Consider the following 22,615-nt stretch of genomic DNA (forward strand, 5'->3'; position numbering starts at 1 on the left):
TGGATAGTTTTTGATACAGCACTGGTCGATGGTTGGATCAATCGCCAATGCAAAAAGAAGTTCGTTCGCTTGTAAAATCGACGAACCGAGGCATTGCACTGCTGAAGAGTGTTTGCCAGAAATGCAAAGCCCTGACAAGTCAGGGCCTTATTATAGATGCAATCAGAGCTTACTGGTGCCTTCTTCCACCCTGGACTTGAGCTTTTGTCCGGGACGAAAAGTCACCACACAACGGGCTGAGATAGGAATATCTTCGCCGGTTTTGGGGTTACGGCCCGGTCGCTCATTCTTGACACGAAGATCAAAGTTACCAAAGCCAGACAACTTAACTTGCTCCCCGGCTTCTAATGCCGAGCGAATTTCTTCAAAAAAAGCTTCCACTATAAGTTTGGCATCGCGTTTGCTTACCCCATACTTGGTAAACAATCGCTCTGCGATATCTGCTTTGGTCAGTGCCATGGTTAATCCCTCAGCGTTGCATTGAACTCGTTTTTCAGCGCCACTACTACCTGATCAACAACCTGCTGGATGTCTTTATCCTCAAGGGTTCGCGCACTATCCTGTAACGTCAGAGCGATGGCGAGAGACTTGTAACCTTCGGCTACGCCCTGCCCGCTATACACGTCAAATAATTTTAGGCCAACCAGTTGATTTCCGCCAACTTTTTTAATAGTAGCAAGAATATCAGCAAAACGCACATCCGATTTCACCACCACAGCCAGATCTCGTCGGTTAGCAGGATAGCGGGATAGCTCCTGGCATTGCACAATAGCCCGCTCACCAAGCCCGGCAAGTTCCAACTCAAACAGGTAACATTTCCCTTTAATCCCCAGCTTGCGTTCAGCATCCGGATGCAGGGCACCTAGCCAACCAACATGCTGGCCATGACGAGTAATCTCGGCAGTCTGACCCGGATGCAGCGCGGTGTGTTCAGCGGGGACAAAATCAAAACGATCAGCATCTGAGGTGGTTGCCAACAAAGCTTCTACATCGCCTTTCACATCGAAAAAGTCATAAGGACGCTCTGTCTGATTCCACTGGCCCTGCCCTATTGAACCAACCAGTACCCCACCTATCACAGGGACCTGTCGTACACCATTTTCCGCCGAGGCATCCGGTACAAACTTCAGGCCGGATTCAAACAAACGCAATTGCAATTGTTGCCGATTCTGATTAGCTACCACGGTTTGCAACAAGCCAGCCCAGGTACTTAAACGCATAGCTGACATATCGGCTGAAATCGGGTTCGGTAACATCAACGCCTCAACCTGCGGATACATCAACTGCTGTACTTTCGGATCGACAAAGCTATAAGTAATAGCCTCCTGGTACCCTCGATTGACCAACAACTGACGCAACAGATGCAGTGGGATCTCCGCTTCGGCAAAGCGGCGCATGGTTAAACGGGCACTGGGTGCCTCGTTCGGGATCTGATTGTAGCCATAAACCCGGGCGACTTCTTCAATGAGATCTTCCGCAATGGCCAAATCAAAGCGCCAGGAGGGAGTGCTCACATGCCAACCATCCGCTGTATTGGTAAGCTGAAGCCCCAACTGGCGCAAAATACGCTCCACAGTGCTGGCTTCAATACTGATGCCCAGCAACTTGTTTAGCTGAGTGGCGCTCAGTTCAATTTGATTGGCAGTTGGCAGATGTGCGCTGCTAACTGCTTCGACTACAGGGCCAGGCTCTCCACCGACGATATCTAGCAGCAGGGCTGTTGCACGCTCCATCGCCTGGCGCTGCAAGGCTGGGTCTACACCACGCTCGTAACGGTGTGACGCATCGGTATGCAAACCGTACTGCCGGGCTTTGCCTGCCATGGCTTCAGGCGCAAAAAAGGCACTTTCCAAGAAGATGTCGCTACTTTGTTCAGTCACGCCGCTATGCAAACCACCAAAGATCCCAGCCATTGCTAGTGGCTTTTGTTGATCAGCAATCAACAGAGTACCTGGCAACAAAGTTACTTCAGATCCATCCAGCAACACCATCTTCTCGTCGCTGTGGGCATAACGCACCTGAATATTGCCTTCAATTTTTGCTAAGTCAAAGGCATGCATCGGATGTCCGAGTTCCAGCAATACAAAGTTAGTAACATCAACCACAGGATCAATCGAGCGTACGCCACAGCGACGCAGCTTTTCTACCAGCCAGAGCGGGCTTTTCACCCCTGGGTTTATGTTACGGATCACCCGTCCCAGATAACGAGGGCACGCTTCCGGAGCCAAGAGTTCAATCGGACGTTGCTCGTCATGAGCTGGGGCTACGACCTGATACTCTGGTGTCTGGAAGTCCAGCGCATTGAGCACCGCTACTTCCCGTGCCAGGCCGAGCAAGCCAAGGCAATCCGCCCGGTTCGGCGTTAAATCAACTTCGATAGTCACATCATCCAGCTGCAGGTACTGGCGAACATCCTGGCCAACGGGGGCATCGGCAGGCAGCTCGATAATGCCAGCGGACTCTTCGGCCATACCAAGCTCGGATAAAGAGCACAGCATTCCCATTGATGGCTGACCACGCAGTTTTGCCTTTTTAATTTTGAAATCGCCCGGTAATACGGCACCGACTTTGGCCACAGCCACTTTTAAGCCTTGTCGGCAATTGCTGGCACCGCAGACAATATCCAATAGCTCTTCGTCACCAACATCAACTTTTGTTACCTGCAGTTTATCGGCATCAGGATGCTGAGCACAGGACACCACTTCGCCGACCACTACTCCGATAAAGTCACCTGCGACCGGGCTGACCGCATCAACTTCCAGTCCAGCCATCGACAACTGTTCAGACAGCACCTCCGAACTGACTGCCGGATTGACCCATTCACGTAACCAACTTTCACTAAACTTCATGTCAATCGATCCTGCTTATCTGAACTGTTTAAGGAAACGTACATCGTTTTCGAAGAACGAACGTAAATCGGTCACACCGTAGCGCAACATGGTGAGACGCTCTACGCCCATGCCAAAGGCAAAGCCACTGTACTTCGTTGGATCAATGCCAACCGACTTCAACACATTCGGGTGCACCATGCCACAGCCAAGCACTTCCAGCCACTTGCCGTTTTTACCCATCACATCTACTTCTGCCGAAGGCTCGGTAAAAGGGAAAAAAGACGGCCGAAAACGTACCTGAAGTTCCTGCTCAAAAAAGTTCTGCAAAAAATCATGCAAAATGCCTTTAAGCTCAGTGAAGCTGACATCTGTATCGACCATCAACCCCTCGACTTGGTGAAACATCGGTGTATGAGTTTGATCGTAATCGTTACGATAGACCCGCCCTGGCGAAATAATCCGCAGCGGTGGTGCTTCCACTTCCATGGTGCGGATTTGCACACCAGAGGTCTGGGTTCGCAGCATCAGCTTGGGGTTAAAATAAAAAGTATCGTGGTCTGCCCGTGCCGGATGATGTTCGGGAATATTCAAGGCATCAAAATTATGGAAGTCGTCTTCGATTTCCGGACCTTGTTTGACACTAAAACCGAGTTCGGCAAAGAAGCTTTCAATGCGCTGAATGGTACGGGTGACTGGATGCAGACCACCGGTTTCCAATTGACGACCCGGCAAAGTCACGTCGATACGCTCACTGGCCAGCTTTTCAGCTAATTGTGCTTGCTGCAGCTGATCACGCTTTTCATTCAGTGCTTGCTGCACCTGCTGTTTAAGTTCGTTGATGTGCTGACCGGCAACTTTACGCTGCTCAGGATCCATGCCCCCCAAGGATTTCAGTAACTCGGTGATCCGGCCTTTTTTGCCCATGTAATCCACACGCACCTGCTCCAAACCAGCCATATCGCCACTGGCCTGGATGGCTTGTGTCGCCTGTTCTAACAATGCATTCAACTCCATCGTTTCCTCAGCTTCCTCAATCGAAATAGTGCCCGTCGTCATCTGCCAGCACGGCTTTGACGAATGGAATGGTAATTTTACGTTGGTGCACGATGGATGCTTTATCCAGCTGGTCCAGGATCGCCACCAATGCCCGGATGTCCCGTTGCTGCCTGTTCAGCAAGTAACGCGCCACCTCAGTGGTTAACTCTATGCCTCTTACATGGGCCTTATACTGCAGCAGCAGTTGTTTTTCCGGATCGCCAGGCAACCGCAGCTGATAACTGGTACAGGCTTGCAACCTGGAAACCAGATCTGCCAACTGAAAACCGAGCTGAGTTGGAGCTTCATTCGCTACAATAAGCAGGCATTTGCCCTGCTCAGCCATCCGGTTGTATAAATCAAACACCGCCGTTTGCCAGCTAATGTCGCTGGCTATGGCTTGAATATTATCAAGACAGACCAAATCCAGATGCTCCAGATCATCGAGCACCCTGGCATCGAGCTGGTGCAAATGCTCCAGCGCCAGCAACTGACTGGTTAATCCCATTTCCTGTGCATGTACACAGGCTGCATACAGCAAATGCGACTTGCCAGCACCGCTGGCTCCAAATAAATACAAAGGTGCTTTGCCAGCAGGCTGAGCTAAGTACTGCCGAATGTAATCCACCGCTGGATGCGGTTTACTGCTATAAAAACTGTCCAGCGTTTCATCTTCCGGCAAGGTCACCGGTAACGTAAACTGGGTGGGCTGCATCTAAGGACGTTCAAACCGAAGTTGAATGGCATCCACTCCAGCACTGACCGGCGTTAACAGACTTATCGGCTGATTTGCTTCACCGCTTGTTAATAAACTTAAGGCGGGCTCCAGCGCAACCAGTTGCAACCATTCGTCCAACGGAATCGATAATTGCAAGCGTAGTTTCGACCAATCACCAGATCGTTTGATTAGATCGACCTGACCAACACCAGGAAAACTGCTAAGTAAACGCTGTAAACGCACCCAGTCTGCCCAGTCGCTGGCACCTGTTACCATCAACTCCAATGGCGCACTCTCTGTCAAATAGCGCACGGCAAAGCGTTGTGCCAACAAATCAGCCAAGGCATCAACAAAGTCAGAAGCTAATTGGGTTGCATTGCTACCAGCCAGCTCAAAACGCTCTACACGGCCTTGTTGATCAAGTTGCCAGAATAGTTGGTACTCAAGGTTATCTTCGCTTTGCTGTTCACTTAACTGCATTGTGACGACTAAGTCGGGCTGATAGCGGCTGCTCGCCGAGCGGATTTGCTGCCAGAATCCTGCCCAGACGTCCGTTTCAGTCAAATTGAGTAGATCTTCCATATCGTACAAAGGCCAAATCAGCGGTATCATTCGCTGCTGAGCGCGTTGTTGTATAGCCAGCACCAGGTCATGCTGCCGCTGCCTTACAAACTGACGCCCTTGCCTATCCTGTTGCACCAGCCAAATCAGACTTTGAGGACGCCGGCTGTCCCAAATCAATAACTGCTGCTCCCGAAACAGCTGTTGAATTTTTTGCTGATCCATCATTACCCGCACAGCAGGCCCTTGCTCAGTGCGAATGGCCTCAAATTGTTTGACGTAAGTATTAGCCCGCTGTCGTTCTTGCTGCACAGCGGGATGAGATAACACATCCGGATCAGCGGAAATACGACGGATCACCTGATCAAAGGCTTCACGTTGCCATTGCTGACGACTTTGCTCTGCGGACACCTCAGCGGTATAAAGCGGGCTGGCAATGGCCTGGCCACTCTGTAGCAGCATCGCCAGAACACAGAGTAACAGCAACAACGCCAATTGCTGCCCTGCTTTATACTGCTCTGTGAACTGCTTGGTCATCAGCTGCCTCATACGTGATAAAGCCACCAAACGGTGGCTTACAAATTAATCGATTGGCACGCCCAGACGCTGGGCGACTTCCTCGTAGGCCTCAACGACGCCACCCAAGCCCTGCCTGAAGCGATCTTTATCCAGCTTTTTACGGGTAGCCTTATCCCATAACCGACAACCATCCGGTGAGAACTCATCACCCAGCACGATCTGGCCATGAAATAACCCAAATTCCAATTTAAAATCCACCAGCATTAAACCAGCCTGATCAAACAGCTTTGACAAGACGTCATTGACCCGTAGAGTCAACCGCTTCATCTCTGCCAGCTGCTCGGCTGTTGCCCAGCCAAACGACACTACATGCGAATCATTGATCATCGGATCGTGTAGTGCATCGTTTTTCAGAAACAATTCAAAAGTGGGCGGTGTTAATGCCAGGCCTTCTTCGACACCAAGCCGCTTGACCAAAGAGCCTGCCGCAAAATTTCGCACCACACATTCAACCGGGATCATATCCAGCTTTTTCACCAGCACTTCATCGTCGCTTAGTAACGCTTCCACCTGGGTAGGAATTCCAGCCTGCTCCAGCTTCTGCATAATGAAGAAGTTGAACTTGTTGTTCACCATCCCTTTGCGGGCTAGCTGCTCAATTCGTTCACCATCAAAAGCAGAGGTATCGTTGCGAAAATGCAGGATCAGCTTATCTGCATCCGTAGTGTGATAGACAGTTTTAGCTTTACCACGGTATAACTCGGTTGTTTTTTGCGCCATCTGCGACTCCGGCCTGAGCAAAATTTCAGGGCGCAAAGTATACGGGGCTTTGCGCCATTCTCAAATCAATTTTTATGGGTTCTCATCCAAAAACAGCTTGCAGGATAAAAACACACCATGCTGTTTACAACTCCAAACGAGTCTCGCTTACGACTGTCAGCAGGACTGACTCAAGCTGTGCTACCACAGACTCTGGCAGTATCTGTCCATTTTTATCGCGAAAGCTGAGGCTGGTTTGCTGTTGAGTACGTCCCAGCACTACCTGGTAGTCACCGTTTGTCAGTGGTAAGGTCGGCATTGCCTTACGACGGAACAAACGTGACAAAAAGCCTTGTTTGGGTTGCTCATAACGCAGATAGTAGGTTGAAGCCGACCGATTTAAATCCGTCACTGATAGATTCACGGCTTCAAACAGGCTTTCCAGCTGAGACCAAACCACTTCGAGTGGCTGTTCGGATAGTAAAGCAGGCTGGCCTTGTCCATCTACCCCTAACTGCAGACTGGTGTCGACCGGACGACTGCGTCTCAGCTGTGCCTGGCGGAACTCGTAGTCACCGACAAAAGCAGTGAAACTGTTCAGAAAAGCGGTTTCTTCACGTTTGACACCCGTTGGTAACAGAGCTCTGCCTCTGTCGAAGTACTCATGCTCCAGCATTTCGACCAGTAATGCCACGCTGCGCCCGTGCGGCCTTGGCTCCATACTTACCCGGTAACGAACCTGATCACGCGGCTGCTCTGATTTCCAGAACCACATACCTGTGGTATCGGTTTGAACTACCCAGTCAGTCACCCAAGACAACTCCGATTCTTGCTGATAGCCAATACTATTCGCGGAAAAAAACTCACTCAGTTTTTGCTCTAAAAAGGGCTGCAAGTCACCACTGTAATCGGTACGGTCAAACCAGATACGGGCCCGAGTCTCTTCTTCATCTACCCTACTGCTTGAGGACAACGTTAACACCAGACCAGGTGGTTGCGCATCAACCCGTTGGACAGTGTAGCGCACAGCTGGAATATCATACTGTGCAGGTTGAGGTGGTGCCGATAAATGCGCAGGCACTTGCAGCGGCTGGCCAACAATTGGCTCTGGATCAGCTTTTGGCGAGGAAAAAAATGAACAGCCGCTAAGCAGCAGACTGGCAAGAACACAACTGGTTACCGAATAATGCACCTGGTAAACTCCTAAAAATCAATGGTGGCGTGATGTAATGCTTCTTCGATACCGGCCTGGTGAATTGGTTCCAGTGTCGTTAAAGGTAAGCGAACAAAATCTGAGGCTATCAAGCCAATACGGGCCAGAGCCCACTTTACCGGAATGGGGTTGGCCTCGACAAACAATTGCTTGTGCAGTGGTTGCAAGCGGGCATCTATCGCCCGGCATGTTTCTATTTCAGCGCTTGCTGCAGCCTTTACCATAGCGGCAATTGCAGCAGGAGCAACATTGGCAGTAACTGAAATTACCCCATGGCCACCAGCCAGCAGAAAATCAGCACTGCTGCCATCATCGCCACTGAAGAGCGAGAAGTCTTGCGGGCAACAGTCTTTTAAATCCTGCAGCCGTTCAAGCGAGCCAGTGGCTTCTTTAATGCCGACAATATTTGCTACTTTACATAACTCTGCCACTGTTTCCGGTAGCAAATCAACTGCCGTCCTGCCGGGGACATTGTACAGTAAAATAGGTTTATCGGTTGCCGCAGCAATGGCTTCGAAGTGCAGCTTCATCCCTTTTTGCATCGGCTTGTTGTAATAAGGCGTTACCGTTAAAAAACCATCCACTGGCAGGGTAGCAAACAACTTGGTTTTTTCTACTACGGCTTTGGTCGAGTTGCCACCATTTCCGACAATCACTGGCACAGCACCAGCAACCTGCCGGCAAACCGCCTGGACAATGGCCAGTTGCTCCTCCCGCTCCAGTGTGGCGGCTTCGGCCGTGGTACCGAGCACAACCAAACCGTCGGTGCCCTGCTCCAGATGAAAGCCAACCAAACGCTCTAAACCAGCATAGTCTACCTCACCCGATGCAAGCATGGGGGTGATCAATGCCACATAACTGCCTTTCAACATGCGCTAACAATCCCAAATTCTTTCCGGGCGCCTATGTTAAAGACTGCGCCAACTAAACACAAGGTTCGCTATTAAAACAAGTCCCTGTCCTGCTTTGGCTGCATGACACCACATAGCAATATGCTACAATGCGCAGCAATTTCTCTGTACAGGATATGTCATGACGCAACATCTGGTGGTTACCGCGATAGGCACCGATCGAACCGGCCTAGTTAGCCAGTTAGCACGGCTGGTAACGGACTGTCACTGCAATATTCTTGATAGCCGCATGGCAATATTTGGCCATGAACTTACCTTCATTATGTTATTGGCCGGCGAACCAACGGCCATAAGCAGAGTAGAACACTTGTTGCCAAGCCTTGGACTGGAACTGGATTTGCTGACCATGATGAAACGCACTCCGGCGCATGAGCTTCCACCAGTGGCCAGTCATTACGTGCTGAGCTATCAGGGACCGGATAAAGTAGGCACCCTTCGTGCCATCACCGCTTTACTGGCACAGCATCAGGTCTCCATTGCCGCCTTGCGTTCAAAAACCATCGCAAAAGATGATGGCCAGTGGATGGAGGCCAGTATGACCATGCAATTTATGCAGGAACAGTCGGTGCCTGAGGTCAAGCAGGCGGTGGAGCGCCTAATGCATGAACTCGGTTTAACCGGCGACTTCAGCGCCCAAATTTAAGGAGCCTTTGATGATCCCACCTCTACCTCAGTTGAATTTGCAGGGCAAAGTTTCAGATGAAGAGTGGCAATTACGGCTGGATTTAGCTGCCTGTTATCGCTTAGTAGCCCATTTTGGCTGGGACGATCTCATCTACACCCATTTATCAGCACGCTTACCTGGTACTGATCACTATCTGGTCAATGCCTTTGGTCTGACTTTTGACGAGGTCACTGCATCCAATCTGGTGAAGGTAGATTTGCAAGGTACTATTCTGGATGACACACCTTTTCAGATCAATCCGGCTGGTTTTACCATTCACAGTGCCATCCACGAAGTACGGGCAGATGCCCACTGCGTGATCCACCTGCATACGCCCGCCACCATTGCCGTTGCTAGCCTTGAAGGTGGCCTGCGTCCGCTTAGTCAGTACTCGATGTTTTCTCTGCCTTCGTTGTCATACCATCAGTACGAAGGCCTTGCGGTAAATGCCGAGGAAAAAGCCAGGTTGCAAGCAGATTTAGGCCAGAACAATCATTTGCTGTTGGTCAATCATGGTGGTTTAACGGTAGGACCGACTGTGGGCGATGCGTTTATGCGAATGTATGACTTGCAACGCGCCTGTGAAATTCAGGTGTTGCTGCAAAGCTGTGGTGAAAAAACAATCGAAGTACCCCAAGCCATTCAGGATGGTATTTACCAACAAGCGAAGCTGGTGCATAGTGGCAGTACAGGCGGCCAGAAGGCCTGGCCTGCGATGCTACGTAAAGCTTGGCGGCTCGATCCTGGCTTTGCCCGTTAATTTGGTTTCTGCTCTAAAAAGGAAGCGCTATGAAAGTTATCCGCGTTGAAGTGTTCGATATCCACTGTCCTGAGCGTCCGGCCTGGACCCCGGTTTTTGTGCGCATCCACACCGACGAAGGTATTCATGGCGTCGGCGAAGCTGGCCTGGCCTACGATTTGGGCCACAGTGCAGCAGCCGCCATGATCAAGGAAATGGCCGAAGCCTTTTTAATAGGTCACGACCCTTTCCAAACAGAAAAGCTCTGGTCGCGGATGTTGCGGGAAAGCTTCTGGGGACTGGGTGGTGGCCCGGTCGTCTATGCGGCAATGTCGGCCATTGACACTGCGCTTTGGGACATTAAAGGCAAAGCTTTGGGTGTACCGGTCTATCAGTTGCTTGGTGGTAAGGTGAACGACAAACTGCGTACCTATGCTTCACAGCTGCAATTTGACTGGGGCCCGGAATTCAAAGCCCTGATCCACCCAGAACAGTACGCTGAAGCCGCTTTAAAAGCCATTGCGGAAGGATACGATGCAGTAAAAGTTGACCCCATTCAGTACGATAAAGATGGCAACACCTATTACGATCGTACCAACATTATTTCCCGCACCGAGATGAAACTCTATCGCGCCAGAATGCAGGCCATTCGGGAAGCGGTTGGCGATGAAGTGGACATTATTTTCGAGTGCCACAGCTTGCCAGGCGCTACCAGCGCCATTCAGATTGGAGAAATCGCCGAAGAGTTCGATTGCATGTACTACGAAGAGCCGGTGAACTACTTAAACCACTCTTTGCATGACAAGGTTGCTCGCAAGGTGAAAGTACCTATTGCAGGTGGCGAGCGACTGTACAATCGTTGGGGCGTACGTCCCTACTTTGAAGATCAAAGCATCGATGTACTGCAACCGGATATCGGCCTTTGCGGCGGCTTTACTGAAACCAAAAAGGTGTGTGATTACGCCGATATCTTCGATATCCGCATTCAGGCTCACGTCTGTGGTGGTCCGGTAGCCACTGCGGCCGCTCTGCACCTGGAAACGGCCATCCCGAACTTCCTGATCCACGAACACCATACCTACGCTTTAAAACGTTGGAACCGCGAGCTCTGCCTGCAAGATCCTCAACCAGTCAACGGTTTTTTCCAAGTTTCAGAAGCACCTGGTATCGGTATTGAACTTAACGACGAGGTGGTGATGCGCTCACAACGAGTTGAGATTAAATAAGCGCCACCTGGCGAGCCAAAACGTTTCCTCACGGTTTTCGAGTAGCTACACCTGCTATTTCAGTGACCGTACGGGCCTTGGCTCGCTCGATAATCTTCACCAGCACGGATTGAATCGCTTCATCCTCCCGCACATCAACACTGCTGGCAAAGCGCTGTTCCTGAGCTGCTGCGCCAGCTTCTGCAACAAAGCTTACCACCACTTCCGTTGCACAATCCGGTGTGTTGCTGCCCTTTGCCGTAGTACCAAAATACGCTAAGGTAATTTGAGGATACCCATCAAAACCTTTTTTGATTTGTTTTGCGATGCGTTTTTTTGCTTTATCCAACTTCATAGCAACCCTTGCCTGGTGAGTTATGGCGAGACTATAGCACTAAAGCTAAGCCTGTATGCCAATAAACGGCTGAAGTATTCAATCTGCAGGCTTGGCGGCAATAGCCTCAACCACGGCCTTGGCGGAACGCACGGCCGATTCAAGCAACGGTACCCCTTCATAGGCCCAGGAGCCACAAAAAAAGACTTTGCGACCAGGCTGGCGGTGCCATTCTGCCAGCGCCTGATGCACACGGGCATTCGCGGCACCAACCACGGCACGTTGCAGTGGTATCCGGGCCAGCACGCTGTCAGGTGAGGGTTCGAACAATGGGTTCCAGGTCTGAAACACAGCTGCTTTGTCATTGAGACCAGGTTGCAGCGGATTGACCCAAACGGTAAACATCACCTGTTGCAACGCCTGGTCCATCTGAAAGTTCAGAGCCGTCCAGTCACGTTTATGGAGCGGCATAAAGCGAGGGTCCTGGTGAACCCAAAGCTCCCCTGAGTCAAAGCTAATGGTTTGCAGTAGCGCCCGCTCATCAGCAAACTGCTGTTCATCCAAAAAACTCAGGTGATTGGCTTGGGTCGCAACGATGACCCGATCGTACAAGCCTCCGTCACCCCGTTCGTTAAAAACCTTTACTCCCAGATCGTCCTGCTGCAGCTGCACCACAGGGCTGCCACTATGCAGCTGCAAGTTCTTGCTCAAAGCGCTCACCAGTGCCGAGGTCCCCCCTTCAAGGCGACAAAGACCACCGTGGTGCAAAATACTGTTTAGCAGCGCAAGCAACTGCCTAGCCGGCCAGTTCAGCAAATATTGTTCCTTGCAGGTGCAGATGGTGGTTAGAATGGGCAGTACCAGTCCACGCCAAAATAGCAGATCCATGCGATGTTGCTGCAACACTTCGCCAAGGGTAAGCTCGCTTTGCTGTCGTTCAAGCTTGTCGGTTAAGCGCCGCAGTTGCCAGATCCCAAGCCCCAGTCGCAGGGCGCGACCATTGAGATAACGCCAGCCACCAACAAAAGGCCAGCCTAAAAGCGGCAGCTCGCCGCTTTTGAACCAGGTTGCTCGGTTGCGCCAGCTACAGGACGTAAAAGTACGAACACCGAAAGTAGAAACACCAAGCTCTTTGGCAAGTTGCAAAACCTCAGGCCAACTGTCTGGGCTCATCACCCGCAATGGCACATCCACCAGGCCACCGTCTACCCTGAGAGCATGAGCATCCATGCCATGGCTGTTGAGGGCTTCAAACAGTGTGACTTGATGGCCAGCGCAACGCGCACGATAAGCCGCAGCAAGCCCGGCCATACCGCTTCCAATTACCGCGATGGAATAATGGCTTCCAGGCTTAGCCATCATGCATACTCCTTTTGTAGTTGTCTTTCTACATCAAGGTAGCATAAATAGCTTTATTTCTCTGTCTGCGACCAAGGCAACGCCATCATCAGGCTGTAAACAAGCTCTGGTGCAGCTGTTTAACCACAGGAGTTGCATCGGCGTCCTGTACCAGGAAACACAAGTTGTGCTTGGAGGCACCGTGGCAAATCATGCGCATATTCACCCCTTCCAGCGCTTGGAATAGCTCGCCGGTAATACCACGACTGCTGTGCAAGTGATTGCCAATGACGGCCACCAAACTTAAACCATGTTCCACTTTCACTTCACCGAGTAAGCGCAACTCTTCTATCGCCGTTTCTGTCAGGCTATCAAAAGCACTACCGGGGGCTTCATCCAGGGTGAGTGCTACACTGATTTCCGATGTTGTGACCAAATCTACTGAGATATGATGACGACTTAATACATCAAACACCCGGGTCAAAAAACCAGCGGCATGCAGCATGGCTGGGCTTTTCACCGTAATCAAGGTCTGGGATTTACGCAGGGCAATGGCTCGATAGGCCGGGCGCTCGGTGACCTCACGGGCAATCCAGGTACCGCCGGCCTCTGGCTCCCGGCTGGAACCAACAAATACCCGGATATTTTGCCGCACGGCTGGCAACAAGGTCGCCGGATGCAATACTTTGGCACCAAAGGTAGCCATTTCAGCGGCTTCATCAAAGCTGATTTCGCGAATACAACGTGCCTGCTCGGTTAAACGGGGATCGGTGGTAAAAATGCCCACCACATCGGTCCAGATTTGGACCACACTGGCATCCAGTGCCTCACCCAGCAAAGCAGCACTGTAATCCGAGCCGCCGCGGCCCAGGGTCGTGGTCTGCCCCTGGGCATCCGCACCGATAAAACCTTGCATCACCAAACGCTCGCTGCCAAGCAGGGGTTTTATTTGTTGCTGGCACAAAGCGCGGATAGCATCGACTTGAGGCTCAGCTTTACCAAAGTGACTGTCGGTACGGAGCACCAGGCGGCTGTCAAAGCAGGCGACAGCCGCATCCCGCTCAGCCAGTACCTGGGTAAAGAGTACTGAACTGAGGCGCTCACCAAAAGAGAGGATCTCATCTTTTTGTTGGACGCTAAACACGGTACCCGCCTGTTCGATCAATTGACGTAGCTCAGACAACAGCACTTCAACGTGCGCAGCTACCGCTTCCGGGTGGCTAAGTGCCTGCAGCACTGCCATGGTAATGCGTTCAATTTCGGTGTATGCAGAAAAGCGCTCGGTAAGTTCGGTATGCTGGCTAATGGCCACCAACTGATTGGTAACCCCAGCACTGGCGCTAACCACGACAACACGAATGCGGTTGTCGGCCAACACAATATCGGCACAGCGGGACATGGCCTGGAAATCGGCGACACTGGTGCCACCAAATTTAGCAACGATGAGTTCAGACATGGATCTCTCCTTATGCAGCAACAATAAGCAGAGCACGGCATTTGATAAAACCGGAAACAGGCAGGCAACAAAAGCAGGCATGCTGTTTAGCAGTACACAAAGGCCAGAAGCTCTCCACCAGGGTTCAGGTGACAGTCCCAGGGATTCAGCCCTGGCGACCGAAGCTATACGCTCTGTAACGTAAGCTCCTCGGCGATGCTCCCCTCCTCTGTGCTACGATGTACAGACATCTGACACAGGCTACCTGAGCAACGCGCCTCTTCTGGTCTATCGAATTCGATGGACTGCGCTACTCTAACCAGATCGTTACAAAAAATCAATAGCTATCTGGCCGTCTGCTATTTTTGATGCAACTGCCTTAATTCAGGCTGAATTCAACTTAGCATGGCTACAGTAAACCTTTATTTCATGCGATACTGTCTCATTCATGATGTTAAGTCCTGAGTCAGGCTCAGAACCTATTTAATTCGGCAAAAGGATTCAATGCCAAAGTGATGTTTTTTGTTCGCGCTGCACTGGTTACGCTCTTATTACTGACGACTTCCTTTGTCACTTTGGCTGAGGGCCAAACCCGTCTGCAAGTTCAGGGAGTATCAGGCTCTGTCAGAGACAATGTAGAACTGTATCTGGCCAACTTCGCCAATGGGGATGTCTCAACATCACTGCGTTTTCAGGCACGGCTTGAGCAAGAAGCAAGAGCAGCATTAAGGGCTTTGGGCTACTATCACCCCAACATTGAGTTCAGCATAGAACGACCAGCCCGGGGCACCACCCTGGTCATGACGATAGAACAGGGGCCCGTCACCCGCTACCAACAAATTGATATTCAGATTCAGGGCGAAGCCGCAACCGATGCAGACTTCATTGCACTGAAAGAGCGGCTGGCACCAAAGGTAGGCGATGCAGTACATCATGGTCGCTACGAGCAACTCAAAAGCAGTATGGGTAATCTTGCGCTACGAAAAGGCTATTTCAAAGCGGATTTCAGCAAGAATATACTAGCCGTATCCGAAGCACGACAAGAAGCCAGATTAACAGTGCACTTTGACAGCGGGCAGCGTTACCGTTTTGGCGATGTGCGTTTTACTGGCTCACAAATCCAGGAACCCCGACTCTTTTCCTTGATCCCATTCCAAAGTGGTGATCCATACCTTGCCAGTCAGTTGGGTGAGTTTAATCAAGCCATCGCCAATACCAACTGGTTTGGCTCTATTTTGATCGAGCCTGATGGCGAGTCACTGGAAGACAGTGATGGCACCGTTCCACTGCATGTAAAGTTGGAACCCAGAGCACGCAACAGCATGGAGCTTGGTGTAGGTTATGCCGATGTACAAGGAGCACGCTTAAAAGCCAACTGGAACAGGCCTTGGTTGAACGATCGAGGGCATAGCCTGAATAATCGCCTGGCTTTATCCGAAATTGAACAGAGCCTGGAGTCATCTTATCGCTTGCCACTTCGCAACGTGGCGCAGGATTTTTATCAGTTTCAGTTTGGTGTGAAGAATTTCGACAACCAGGATGGCAAAGGCCAGGATTATACCATTGCAGCAGAGCGGCACTGGTTACTCAGCAATAAGTGGTATCGTACAGTCTCCATGCGCTGGCTCTACTCCGAGTTCATGCAGGCAGAACAGGAAGACAGGAGTAACCTGCTGATGCCAGGGTTCAGCTTTACCCGAAGCCGTAGTCAAGGCGGTATGATGCCTACCCGTGGTGATCGCTTGCTCTTTTCAATGGAAACCTCTGACAGGGCCTGGGGATCCGACAGTCGTTTTATTCGCTTTCGTAGCAGAGCCAACTACATTGCTAGTTTTGGTAGTGACCACCGAATAGTGACCCGACTCGATGCCGGTGCAATTTTGCTGGAAGAAGCCACAGCACTCCCCCCTAGTCTGCGATTCTTTGCCGGCGGCGATGGCAGCATTCGAGGTTACGGCTATGAGCGGGTAGCTCCACGGGATGATGAAGATCGCTTATTAGGTGGTCGTTATATGTTGACAGGCAGTGCTGAGTATCAATACCGCGTGGCTGGCAACTGGTGGCTGGCAACTTTTGCCGATTATGGCAGTGCCTGGAGTACAGATCCGGACTGGAAACGTGGCGTTGGGCTTGGCATTCGTTGGGCCTCTCCGATTGGGCCCGTGCGGCTGGACTTTGCCTGGGGTCTCGATCATAGTACCGGCAAATCGCGCCAGTTTCAGTTGCACTTTTCACTGGGGCCAGAGTTATGAAGTGGCTGCTTAAACTGAATAAAGGTTTTTGGTACAGCGTGCTGCTGTTTGTGCTGCTTACGGTCGTGCTTGCCTTCAGTCAGCCAGGGCTTCGTTTTAACCTCTGGGTACTCGAACGCATGGTGCCCGAACTGAGCATAGGTAAGGCAGAAGGCAACCTGCTAAATGGCTTTACGTTGCACCAACTGCATTTTGCCCAAGAGGGTATCCAACTTAAGATAGATCGGCTTGAGGTAGACAACCATCTCCCCTGCCTGTTCGGCTTTAGTTTGTGTATTAATCGACTGCAACTGGCTCACGTAGATATTCAGCTACAACCGGAACCTGCCACTAACGATGCTGACAATACTGAGCTTGCGTTGCCTCAGATTTGGGTTCCATTCCCTATCAACATTCGCCAGCTTCAACTCAATCAGTTGGCGTTTCAAACGACCGACTTAACCGTGACACTGCACCAGTTTGACAGCAGCTTTGAGCTGTGGGGCAATCGACTTGTACTGCAACCAACGGCTGCACATCAGTTAGCCATTGTGACCAACGCTAACAAGGAAGCTACCTCAGAACCTGTGTTAGGGCAGCCTGATAGTACAGAGTTGTTAACCTGGCAAGGCCTGCAGTTGCCTGAGCTATTGTTTCCGCTGCAACTCGATATGATTGAGTTTCAGCTGCACCAGCTTAGCCTGAATCATGAGTTGCTGCTTGATCACGTTCAATTCGGTTTGCTGCTGGAACGTCGTAAACTGCAGCTGATTGATTTCAGTGCACGCCAGGATCACGTGGAGCTTAAAGCTCAGCTTGAACTTTCCCCTCAGCAAAACTATCCAATCCTGGCCAGTCTGCAGCTGTCTCACCCCAGTTTGTTGACTGGAGAAACCCAGCTAACTGCCGCCATCACAGGGGATCTATCTGCCCTGATGCTGCAATTGTCGGTAGATGGCATCCTGCAGTCTCAGGTCAGTGCCGAACTGGATTTATTAACCGATAAGCTCCCTTTTAAACTGCAGCTGCAAAGTGACGCCTTGCAATGGCCGCTTGATACCGAGCCAGAGTATCAGCTCACCGACACCAAGCTGGTGGCCGAAGGCAACCTGCAGCAGCTCAATGCACATCTGAAAAGCCATGTTCGCGGTGAGTTAATTCCGGCTACCAGCATTCAGCTGGATGCGAAGCTCAACAGCCAACAACTTCAGGTGGAGCAACTAATACTGGGTACCTTAGGTGGGCAGATCCATGCCTCTGGTGAGCTGGATTTCAAAGAGCAGGTGGCCTGGCGCAGCCGCTGGCAGTTTGAACAATTGGATCCAGGCTTGCATTGGCCAGACTATCCGGGACTTATCTTTGGCAGCAGTCAACTGAATGGTGCTCTGACACCAGAGCAAGGTTGGCAATTGCATATTCCTGAGGTACAACTATCTGGCTGGCTAAGGGAGTTTCCACTTCGTCTCGATGGACAACTTTCTTTAGAGGATACCGATGGCTCTGGTGCTATTGAGTTGAGTGTTCTTCCCCTCCGCTTGCACCATGGTCAAAACCGACTTGTACTTCAGGGTACACTCACCGATCAGTGGCAGATGGCTGCCGAGGTATTTATCGTTGACTTTTCCGACTCGGTTGCAAATGCCCAAGGCGAACTTGCTGGAAAAGTAGCACTGACTGGCCCAAGAAACACTCCAGCCTTGCAGCTAGAACTTTCAGGCAGCGCACTGGGCTGGCAAGATTTAGGGTCGATCCAAAATGCGACACTCAGCGGTGAGTTGGATAGTCGTCAACCAATGCAAACGCAGCTGAAGATGACACTTGAACAATTTCAGCTGCAAGACCATCAGCTCGATGGGATTCAGCTCGAGCTGTCAGGCACTGAACATGAACATCAACTGCAGTTGACTGTCATGGGCAACACATTAAGTGCAGAGCTGAATCTGAGCGGCCAGTTTGAGCGCAACGAACAGCGTTGGTCTACTCAATGGCACAATAGCTGGCTAAGCAGCGACCTTGGGCTCTGGCAGCTGCAACAACCTCTGCAGATGCAACTTCTAGTGGATCAGCAGCAGCTATTATTGTCAGCTCATTGTTGGCAGCGTGAAGCTGCAAGCCTTTGTTTGCAGCAGGACAGCGTAATCAGCCAGCAACAGGCAGAGCTGAAACTCGCGATGCAGGACTTCGAACTTAGTTGGTTAGAGCCTTGGCTGCCCATCTTTACCGACTTGGAAGGCCGCCTGCAGGCAAACAGCCAGCTAAGCTGGCACGCTGACTCCCCTTTAGGCGTATCCCTTGCGCTTCGAAGCGAACAAGGACAGTTGAGCTACCACTACGACCATCCTCTGGAATTACCCTGGCGCGATCTGCAGTTGCAAGCTACCCTGGAGCAGGATCAGTTTTCCATGAGCTGGCAACTGGCAGTTACTGAACAAGGCCGCATGCAGGGTCAACTGGCCTTGCAGGAATTGGCCAGCGATGACAGGCAGCTGGCCGCTGATATCCAGATCGATCAGTTTAGTTTCGAGTTTTTACAACCTTTACTGGATGAGTACAGCCAGCTCAGCGCCATACTGAATAGTCGGATCCGTATTGAAGGCCCCTTGCAGCAGCCGGATGTCACCGGCCATCTAACCATTCGGGATGTCTCAGTGCGTGGTCAGATGTCCCCTATTGATATCGAGCAAGGTGAGCTGTCGATTGACTTCAAAAATGACAGTGCTGTTTTGCAGGGCTTTGTTCAGACCCCTCAGGGGCAAGTCAGGTTGCGGGGGGATAGCCAATGGACTGATCTTGCCGCCTGGCAAGCTGGGCTGAATATTCAGGGAGATGCGTTATCTGTTCAGATCCCGCTGGGCCGGATGCAGGTCCAGCCGGATCTGATGCTAACGGTAAACCCCGAACGCGCGCTGATCAGCGGCACGATTGATATTCCCTGGGCGCGCATGGTGATTGACAGCCTACCAGATGCCGCAGTCAGCATCAGCCGCGATGAAGTACTTACCGATGAAGACTTTGTGCCACTGACCGAAGCCAGTGATAGCCGACCTATAGCCATTCATACCGACATCAGGGTTCGCCTTGGCGACCAAGTCCGTTTTGCAGCCTTTGGCCTGCGCAGCCACATAGCTGGCAGTTTGCAAGTACGACAGGACAGTGAACACCCTCGCCTTTATGGTGAGTTAAACCTGGTAGATGGTACCTTTCGCTCCTATGGTCAGGATTTATTGATCCGCCGAGGTCAATTGCTGTTCAATGGTCCAGCCGATCAACCGTTTTTAAACCTTGAGGCCATCCGCAACCCGGACAATATCGAAGATGATGTCATTGCCGGGATCCGGGTGAGCGGTCCAGCCGATGAGCCGACCTTCCAAATTTTCTCTGAACCGGCTATGGCTCAAGCGAACGCTACCTCCTACCTACTGCTTGGCCGAAACTTGGACAGTGAGTCCGGTAGTGGGGCCAATCCGGTGACAACAAGCCTGATTGGCCTTGGCTTGGCGTCCAGCTCAAAACTGGTTGGTAATATTGGTGAAGCTTTTGGCGTACAAGACTTAACACTGGATACGGCAGGAAGCGGCGATCAATCCCAGGTCACCGTCAGTGGCTATCTGACCCGGAATTTACAAATAAAATACGGCGTTGGCATTTTCGAGCCTTTCGGCGAGTTTACTTTACGCTATCGCTTGATGCGTAACCTCTACCTGGAAAGCGTGACAGGGCTGGAACAATCGGTGGATATACTTTACCGCTTTGAATTTGATTGAATACCCTTACCCGGCTCTTAGCAACAAATGAACGTATTTCCCCAAGGACGCATAAGGCTCTTGCCGATTGTATTTAAGCTCCATCGCAAGTAGCTCTGAGAAATGACTTTGTTGCATCGCCGGCTGGCGCAAATAGTCATGAAAACAACGCACACCTGTCTTACTGATCACCTCAAAACCTTCAGTGTCGCACCAACTTAGCACCTCAGTAGGTACCAGCGGATGTTGTGGGCTGAGTGATACCGTTTTACGCTTACTTAAACCATCGTTCACGTAGTCAAAGTTGCCATAAATCAGGTTGCCAAAGCGCTTGGCATCCAGGTTGTAAAACATCAGCGACAGCAGCCCCCCCTTTGTTAGTAGAGCTTTTAACTGCCTAATGGCAGCTTCCGGCTCTGCCAGCCACTCCAGCATGGCATGGCACAGCACAATAGAATACTTCTCACCCTGAGCACTTAACTGCTGCAAACTGCTTTGCTGACAATGGAGCTGATGGCTAAGCCCAAGTGCTTCGGCTTGCTCGGCTGCCAACTGCAGCATGGCAGCCGATATATCCGTTAAACATATTGTGTGACCGAGCTTGGCAAGTTCCAGTGCAAGCTGCCCCTGGCCGGCTCCTACGTCCAGAATGTGCTGCGGCTTTTGAAACTCGGGCAACTCAAGCAAATCACGTAACAACACCTGCTGGCGCAGCTGACCTTTTGTGGTTTGATAAATGTTGCGTTGGAATTTCTGCGCTATGCTGTCAAAATTACGATCGTTTAATTTGCTCATGAATGACCCAATGGATCCTCTGCTAAAATCTTTACTGATGCCTTTGCCATTGTTGCTGCTCTGGTTGTTGCTCGCAGCTGTCCTTTGCACTTTCAAAAGGAAAGCAGGCCTGTGGTTGTTGTTCCCTGCAATCGTAGCACTTTGGCTTGGCAGCAGCAGTGCAGTCACCGAGCGCTTAGCAGCCAGACTAGAGCTTCGCTACCCGACATATCAGTCTAGCGCTGGTGTCGATAATATCATTGTCCTTGGCTGCTATCACAGTGATTATACTTATTTACCGTTAAGTAGCCGACTGGCCGAGTGTTCATTAGCCAGACTAACCGAGGCCATCATGCTTTGGCATCAACATCCTGAGGCCAGGTTGATTGTAAGTGGACACTTAACCGGGCTATCAGGCAACCATACCCAGCTAGCAGCGGATTTCGCCATAGCTTTGGGCGTACATGAACACAAAATTCTCCGCCTTACTGAACCTACCAATACGCAGCAAGAAGCAGCTTCAGCTGCGCCTTTGCTCGTTGATCAACGCAATGTACTGGTTACTTCGGCTATCCACATGCCACGCGCCAAGCGTTGGTTTGACTACTATGGTGCAAATGTGACAGCTGCGCCTGCCCATTACCAGGTAAGGCGTCCAGTAGCTGAGCACGGCATAGCCGGCTACCTACCTTCGCCACAGGGCATTCGTACACTCACGCTGGCACATTACGAATACCTGGGGCTTTGGCAACAACGCTTAAAGCTGTGGTGGGATCCGGAAAACCCCTGAGTGTGCAAAGCACTAAGCTGGGTTCGGTATATCAATAAACTCTACGGCAATACCGGATTCAGCAGCCAGCCATTCACCTAACGCCTTGACGCCATAGCGCTCAGTAGCATGATGACCGGCCGCAATAAAATGAATGCATTGCTCGCGAGAACTGTGAATGGTTTGCTCCGATACTTCACCGGAAATAAAGAGATCGGCTCCAGCGTGTGCAGCGGCATCTATGTAGCCCTGACCACCACCAGTACACCAGGCTAACTGCTGCACCACTTGCTGACCGGCACTATGGCTTAGTACTGGACGTCCTAATTTTTGCTCCAACAAAGCAGCCACCTGGTCCAGCGTTTTTGCCTGTGGGTAACGACCATACATGACAACACCAGTCGGTTGAACCCCAACCAATGGCTGCACATCCGTTAACTCAAGTAGCTGGCCAAGTTGCGCATTATTCCCAAGCTCTGAGTGCACATCCAGCGGCAGGTGGTACGCAAACAAATTTATATCGTGTTGCAGTAATGCCTGCAGGCGCTTTTTTTTCATGCCTGTGATGCTGGCCGCTTCGCCTTTCCAAAAGTAGCCATGATGCACCAGAATGGCATCCGCTTTTGAGGCAATGGCAGCATCAATCAAGGCCTGAGAAGCGGTGACCCCAGTTACAACTTTAGCGATTTCAGCTTTGCCTTCAACCTGCAAACCATTCGGACAGTAATCTGATACCTGCTCAGGGTTAAGTTTGTTGGTAAGCAGTGACAGCATAAGCTGACGATGAATGGTGGTCATAGTTTTCTCCTACTCTGCAAGAGGTCATTCTAACAGCC

The 22,615-nt window shown here is 51.1% G+C and carries 19 protein-coding genes and 1 riboswitch; of the genes, 6 read left to right on the forward strand and 13 right to left on the reverse strand.

The annotated features are described in order from the left end of the window. Nucleotides 1–162 precede the first annotated feature (162 nt). From ihfA to dapA, 8 genes are all read right to left on the reverse strand, one after another. Nucleotides 163–459, reverse strand: coding sequence for an integration host factor subunit alpha (ihfA, locus tag BLW37_RS06800; protein WP_091341292.1), 297 nt, complete (start codon nt 457–459; stop codon nt 163–165). A 2-nt stretch (nt 460–461) separates the two neighbouring features. Further along, nucleotides 462–2,849 carry a phenylalanine--tRNA ligase subunit beta gene (pheT, locus tag BLW37_RS06805; RefSeq protein ID WP_091341303.1) on the reverse strand — a complete coding sequence of 796 codons (2,388 nt, stop codon included), beginning with the start codon at nt 2,847–2,849 and terminating at the stop codon, nt 462–464. Between the two features lie 15 nt (nt 2,850–2,864). Further along, nucleotides 2,865–3,845, reverse strand: coding sequence for a phenylalanine--tRNA ligase subunit alpha (gene pheS, locus BLW37_RS06810; protein WP_091341305.1), 981 nt, complete (start codon nt 3,843–3,845; stop codon nt 2,865–2,867). Between the two features lie 16 nt (nt 3,846–3,861). Beyond that, nucleotides 3,862–4,581 (reverse strand): DnaA regulatory inactivator Hda, encoded by a 720-nt coding sequence (gene hda / locus BLW37_RS06815; protein ID WP_091341308.1) that lies wholly within the window; start codon nt 4,579–4,581, stop codon nt 3,862–3,864. Beyond that, on the reverse strand, nt 4,582–5,682 hold the full coding sequence (locus BLW37_RS06820) for a DUF2066 domain-containing protein (protein WP_171907569.1): 1,101 nt from the start codon (nt 5,680–5,682) through the stop codon (nt 4,582–4,584). Between the two features lie 45 nt (nt 5,683–5,727). Then, nucleotides 5,728–6,444 carry a phosphoribosylaminoimidazolesuccinocarboxamide synthase gene (purC, locus tag BLW37_RS06825; RefSeq protein WP_091341311.1) on the reverse strand — a complete coding sequence of 239 codons (717 nt, stop codon included), beginning with the start codon at nt 6,442–6,444 and terminating at the stop codon, nt 5,728–5,730. 124 nt (nt 6,445–6,568) lie between these two features. Next, nucleotides 6,569–7,615, reverse strand: coding sequence for an outer membrane protein assembly factor BamC (gene bamC / locus BLW37_RS06830; protein ID WP_091341313.1), 1,047 nt, complete (start codon nt 7,613–7,615; stop codon nt 6,569–6,571). A gap of 11 nt (nt 7,616–7,626) precedes the next feature. Next, nucleotides 7,627–8,508: a 4-hydroxy-tetrahydrodipicolinate synthase gene (gene dapA, locus BLW37_RS06835; RefSeq protein ID WP_091341314.1), complete on the reverse strand. Its 882-nt coding sequence runs from the start codon at nt 8,506–8,508 to the stop codon at nt 7,627–7,629. 160 nt (nt 8,509–8,668) lie between these two features. On the opposite strand from dapA, the gene BLW37_RS06840 reads away from it, so the two are divergent. The 3 genes from BLW37_RS06840 to BLW37_RS06850 are packed head-to-tail and all read left to right on the forward strand — an operon-like array spanning nt 8,669 to nt 11,176. Then, nucleotides 8,669–9,190, forward strand: a complete 522-nt coding sequence (locus tag BLW37_RS06840; RefSeq protein WP_091341316.1) for a glycine cleavage system transcriptional repressor — start codon at nt 8,669–8,671, stop codon at nt 9,188–9,190. A 10-nt stretch (nt 9,191–9,200) separates the two neighbouring features. Next, nucleotides 9,201–9,971 (forward strand): class II aldolase/adducin family protein, encoded by a 771-nt coding sequence (locus BLW37_RS06845; protein ID WP_425426606.1) that lies wholly within the window; start codon nt 9,201–9,203, stop codon nt 9,969–9,971. A gap of 29 nt (nt 9,972–10,000) precedes the next feature. Beyond that, entirely contained in the window at nt 10,001–11,176 is a 1,176-nt protein-coding gene (locus BLW37_RS06850) for a mandelate racemase/muconate lactonizing enzyme family protein (protein ID WP_091341318.1), read from the forward strand. Nucleotides 11,177–11,204: 28 nt separating this feature from the next. Here BLW37_RS06850 and BLW37_RS06855 read toward each other — a convergent pair whose 3' ends face one another. The 3 genes from BLW37_RS06855 to lysC form a co-directional block, all read right to left on the reverse strand. Continuing rightward, the gene (locus BLW37_RS06855; RefSeq protein WP_091341320.1) at nt 11,205–11,510 is read right to left on the reverse strand and encodes a hypothetical protein; all 306 of its coding nucleotides are present in this window, start codon (nt 11,508–11,510) and stop codon (nt 11,205–11,207) included. A 78-nt stretch (nt 11,511–11,588) separates the two neighbouring features. Then, the gene (locus tag BLW37_RS06860; protein WP_091341322.1) at nt 11,589–12,851 is read right to left on the reverse strand and encodes an FAD-dependent oxidoreductase; all 1,263 of its coding nucleotides are present in this window, start codon (nt 12,849–12,851) and stop codon (nt 11,589–11,591) included. 85 nt (nt 12,852–12,936) lie between these two features. Continuing rightward, nucleotides 12,937–14,283: a lysine-sensitive aspartokinase 3 gene (gene lysC / locus BLW37_RS06865; protein WP_091341323.1), complete on the reverse strand. Its 1,347-nt coding sequence runs from the start codon at nt 14,281–14,283 to the stop codon at nt 12,937–12,939. Nucleotides 14,284–14,382: 99 nt separating this feature from the next. After that, nucleotides 14,383–14,553, reverse strand: a riboswitch (Lysine riboswitch). A gap of 224 nt (nt 14,554–14,777) precedes the next feature. Here lysC and tamA point away from each other — a divergent pair. Further along, nucleotides 14,778–16,514: an autotransporter assembly complex protein TamA gene (gene tamA / locus BLW37_RS06870; protein WP_091341325.1), complete on the forward strand. Its 1,737-nt coding sequence runs from the start codon at nt 14,778–14,780 to the stop codon at nt 16,512–16,514. Continuing rightward, a complete protein-coding gene (gene tamB / locus BLW37_RS06875) occupies nt 16,511–20,257 on the forward strand; it encodes an autotransporter assembly complex protein TamB (protein ID WP_091341326.1) in 3,747 nt (1,248 codons plus the stop codon). Before tamA ends, tamB begins: the two co-directional genes overlap by 4 nt. A gap of 6 nt (nt 20,258–20,263) precedes the next feature. On the opposite strand, the gene BLW37_RS06880 is transcribed toward tamB, so the two are convergent. Beyond that, nucleotides 20,264–21,031 (reverse strand): methyltransferase domain-containing protein, encoded by a 768-nt coding sequence (locus BLW37_RS06880; RefSeq protein ID WP_091342003.1) that lies wholly within the window; start codon nt 21,029–21,031, stop codon nt 20,264–20,266. A 10-nt stretch (nt 21,032–21,041) separates the two neighbouring features. Between BLW37_RS06880 and BLW37_RS06885 the strand changes: the two genes are divergently transcribed. Then, nucleotides 21,042–21,800: a YdcF family protein gene (locus tag BLW37_RS06885; RefSeq protein ID WP_171907570.1), complete on the forward strand. Its 759-nt coding sequence runs from the start codon at nt 21,042–21,044 to the stop codon at nt 21,798–21,800. Between the two features lie 12 nt (nt 21,801–21,812). Here the strand turns inward: BLW37_RS06885 and BLW37_RS06890 are convergent, their stop codons facing one another. Continuing rightward, nucleotides 21,813–22,577 carry a Nif3-like dinuclear metal center hexameric protein gene (locus BLW37_RS06890; protein WP_091341328.1) on the reverse strand — a complete coding sequence of 255 codons (765 nt, stop codon included), beginning with the start codon at nt 22,575–22,577 and terminating at the stop codon, nt 21,813–21,815. Nucleotides 22,578–22,615: the final 38 nt, after the last annotated feature.

Origin of the sequence: Alkalimonas amylolytica (assembly GCF_900107845.1) — a bacterium.
Taxonomy (GTDB): Bacteria; Pseudomonadota; Gammaproteobacteria; order Enterobacterales; family Alteromonadaceae; genus Alkalimonas; species Alkalimonas amylolytica.

Bases quoted from the DNA above. Each gene is read 5' to 3' on its own strand.
- ihfA (WP_091341292.1), bottom strand. From the start codon at position 459: ATGGCACTGACCAAAGCAGATATCGCAGAGCGATTGTTTACCAAGTAT.
- pheT (WP_091341303.1), bottom strand. From the start codon at position 2,849: ATGAAGTTTAGTGAAAGTTGGTTACGTGAATGGGTCAATCCGGCAGTC.
- pheS (WP_091341305.1), bottom strand. From the start codon at position 3,845: ATGGAGTTGAATGCATTGTTAGAACAGGCGACACAAGCCATCCAGGCC.
- hda (WP_091341308.1), bottom strand. From the start codon at position 4,581: ATGCAGCCCACCCAGTTTACGTTACCGGTGACCTTGCCGGAAGATGAA.
- BLW37_RS06820 (WP_171907569.1), bottom strand. From the start codon at position 5,682: ATGACCAAGCAGTTCACAGAGCAGTATAAAGCAGGGCAGCAATTGGCG.
- purC (WP_091341311.1), bottom strand. From the start codon at position 6,444: ATGGCGCAAAAAACAACCGAGTTATACCGTGGTAAAGCTAAAACTGTC.
- dapA (WP_091341314.1), bottom strand. From the start codon at position 8,508: ATGTTGAAAGGCAGTTATGTGGCATTGATCACCCCCATGCTTGCATCG.
- BLW37_RS06840 (WP_091341316.1), top strand. From the start codon at position 8,669: ATGACGCAACATCTGGTGGTTACCGCGATAGGCACCGATCGAACCGGC.
- BLW37_RS06845 (WP_425426606.1), top strand. From the start codon at position 9,201: ATGATCCCACCTCTACCTCAGTTGAATTTGCAGGGCAAAGTTTCAGAT.
- BLW37_RS06850 (WP_091341318.1), top strand. From the start codon at position 10,001: ATGAAAGTTATCCGCGTTGAAGTGTTCGATATCCACTGTCCTGAGCGT.
- BLW37_RS06855 (WP_091341320.1), bottom strand. From the start codon at position 11,510: ATGAAGTTGGATAAAGCAAAAAAACGCATCGCAAAACAAATCAAAAAA.
- BLW37_RS06860 (WP_091341322.1), bottom strand. From the start codon at position 12,851: ATGATGGCTAAGCCTGGAAGCCATTATTCCATCGCGGTAATTGGAAGC.
- lysC (WP_091341323.1), bottom strand. From the start codon at position 14,283: ATGTCTGAACTCATCGTTGCTAAATTTGGTGGCACCAGTGTCGCCGAT.
- tamA (WP_091341325.1), top strand. From the start codon at position 14,778: ATGTTTTTTGTTCGCGCTGCACTGGTTACGCTCTTATTACTGACGACT.
- tamB (WP_091341326.1), top strand. From the start codon at position 16,511: ATGAAGTGGCTGCTTAAACTGAATAAAGGTTTTTGGTACAGCGTGCTG.
- BLW37_RS06880 (WP_091342003.1), bottom strand. From the start codon at position 21,031: ATGAGCAAATTAAACGATCGTAATTTTGACAGCATAGCGCAGAAATTC.
- BLW37_RS06885 (WP_171907570.1), top strand. From the start codon at position 21,042: ATGGATCCTCTGCTAAAATCTTTACTGATGCCTTTGCCATTGTTGCTG.
- BLW37_RS06890 (WP_091341328.1), bottom strand. From the start codon at position 22,577: ATGACCACCATTCATCGTCAGCTTATGCTGTCACTGCTTACCAACAAA.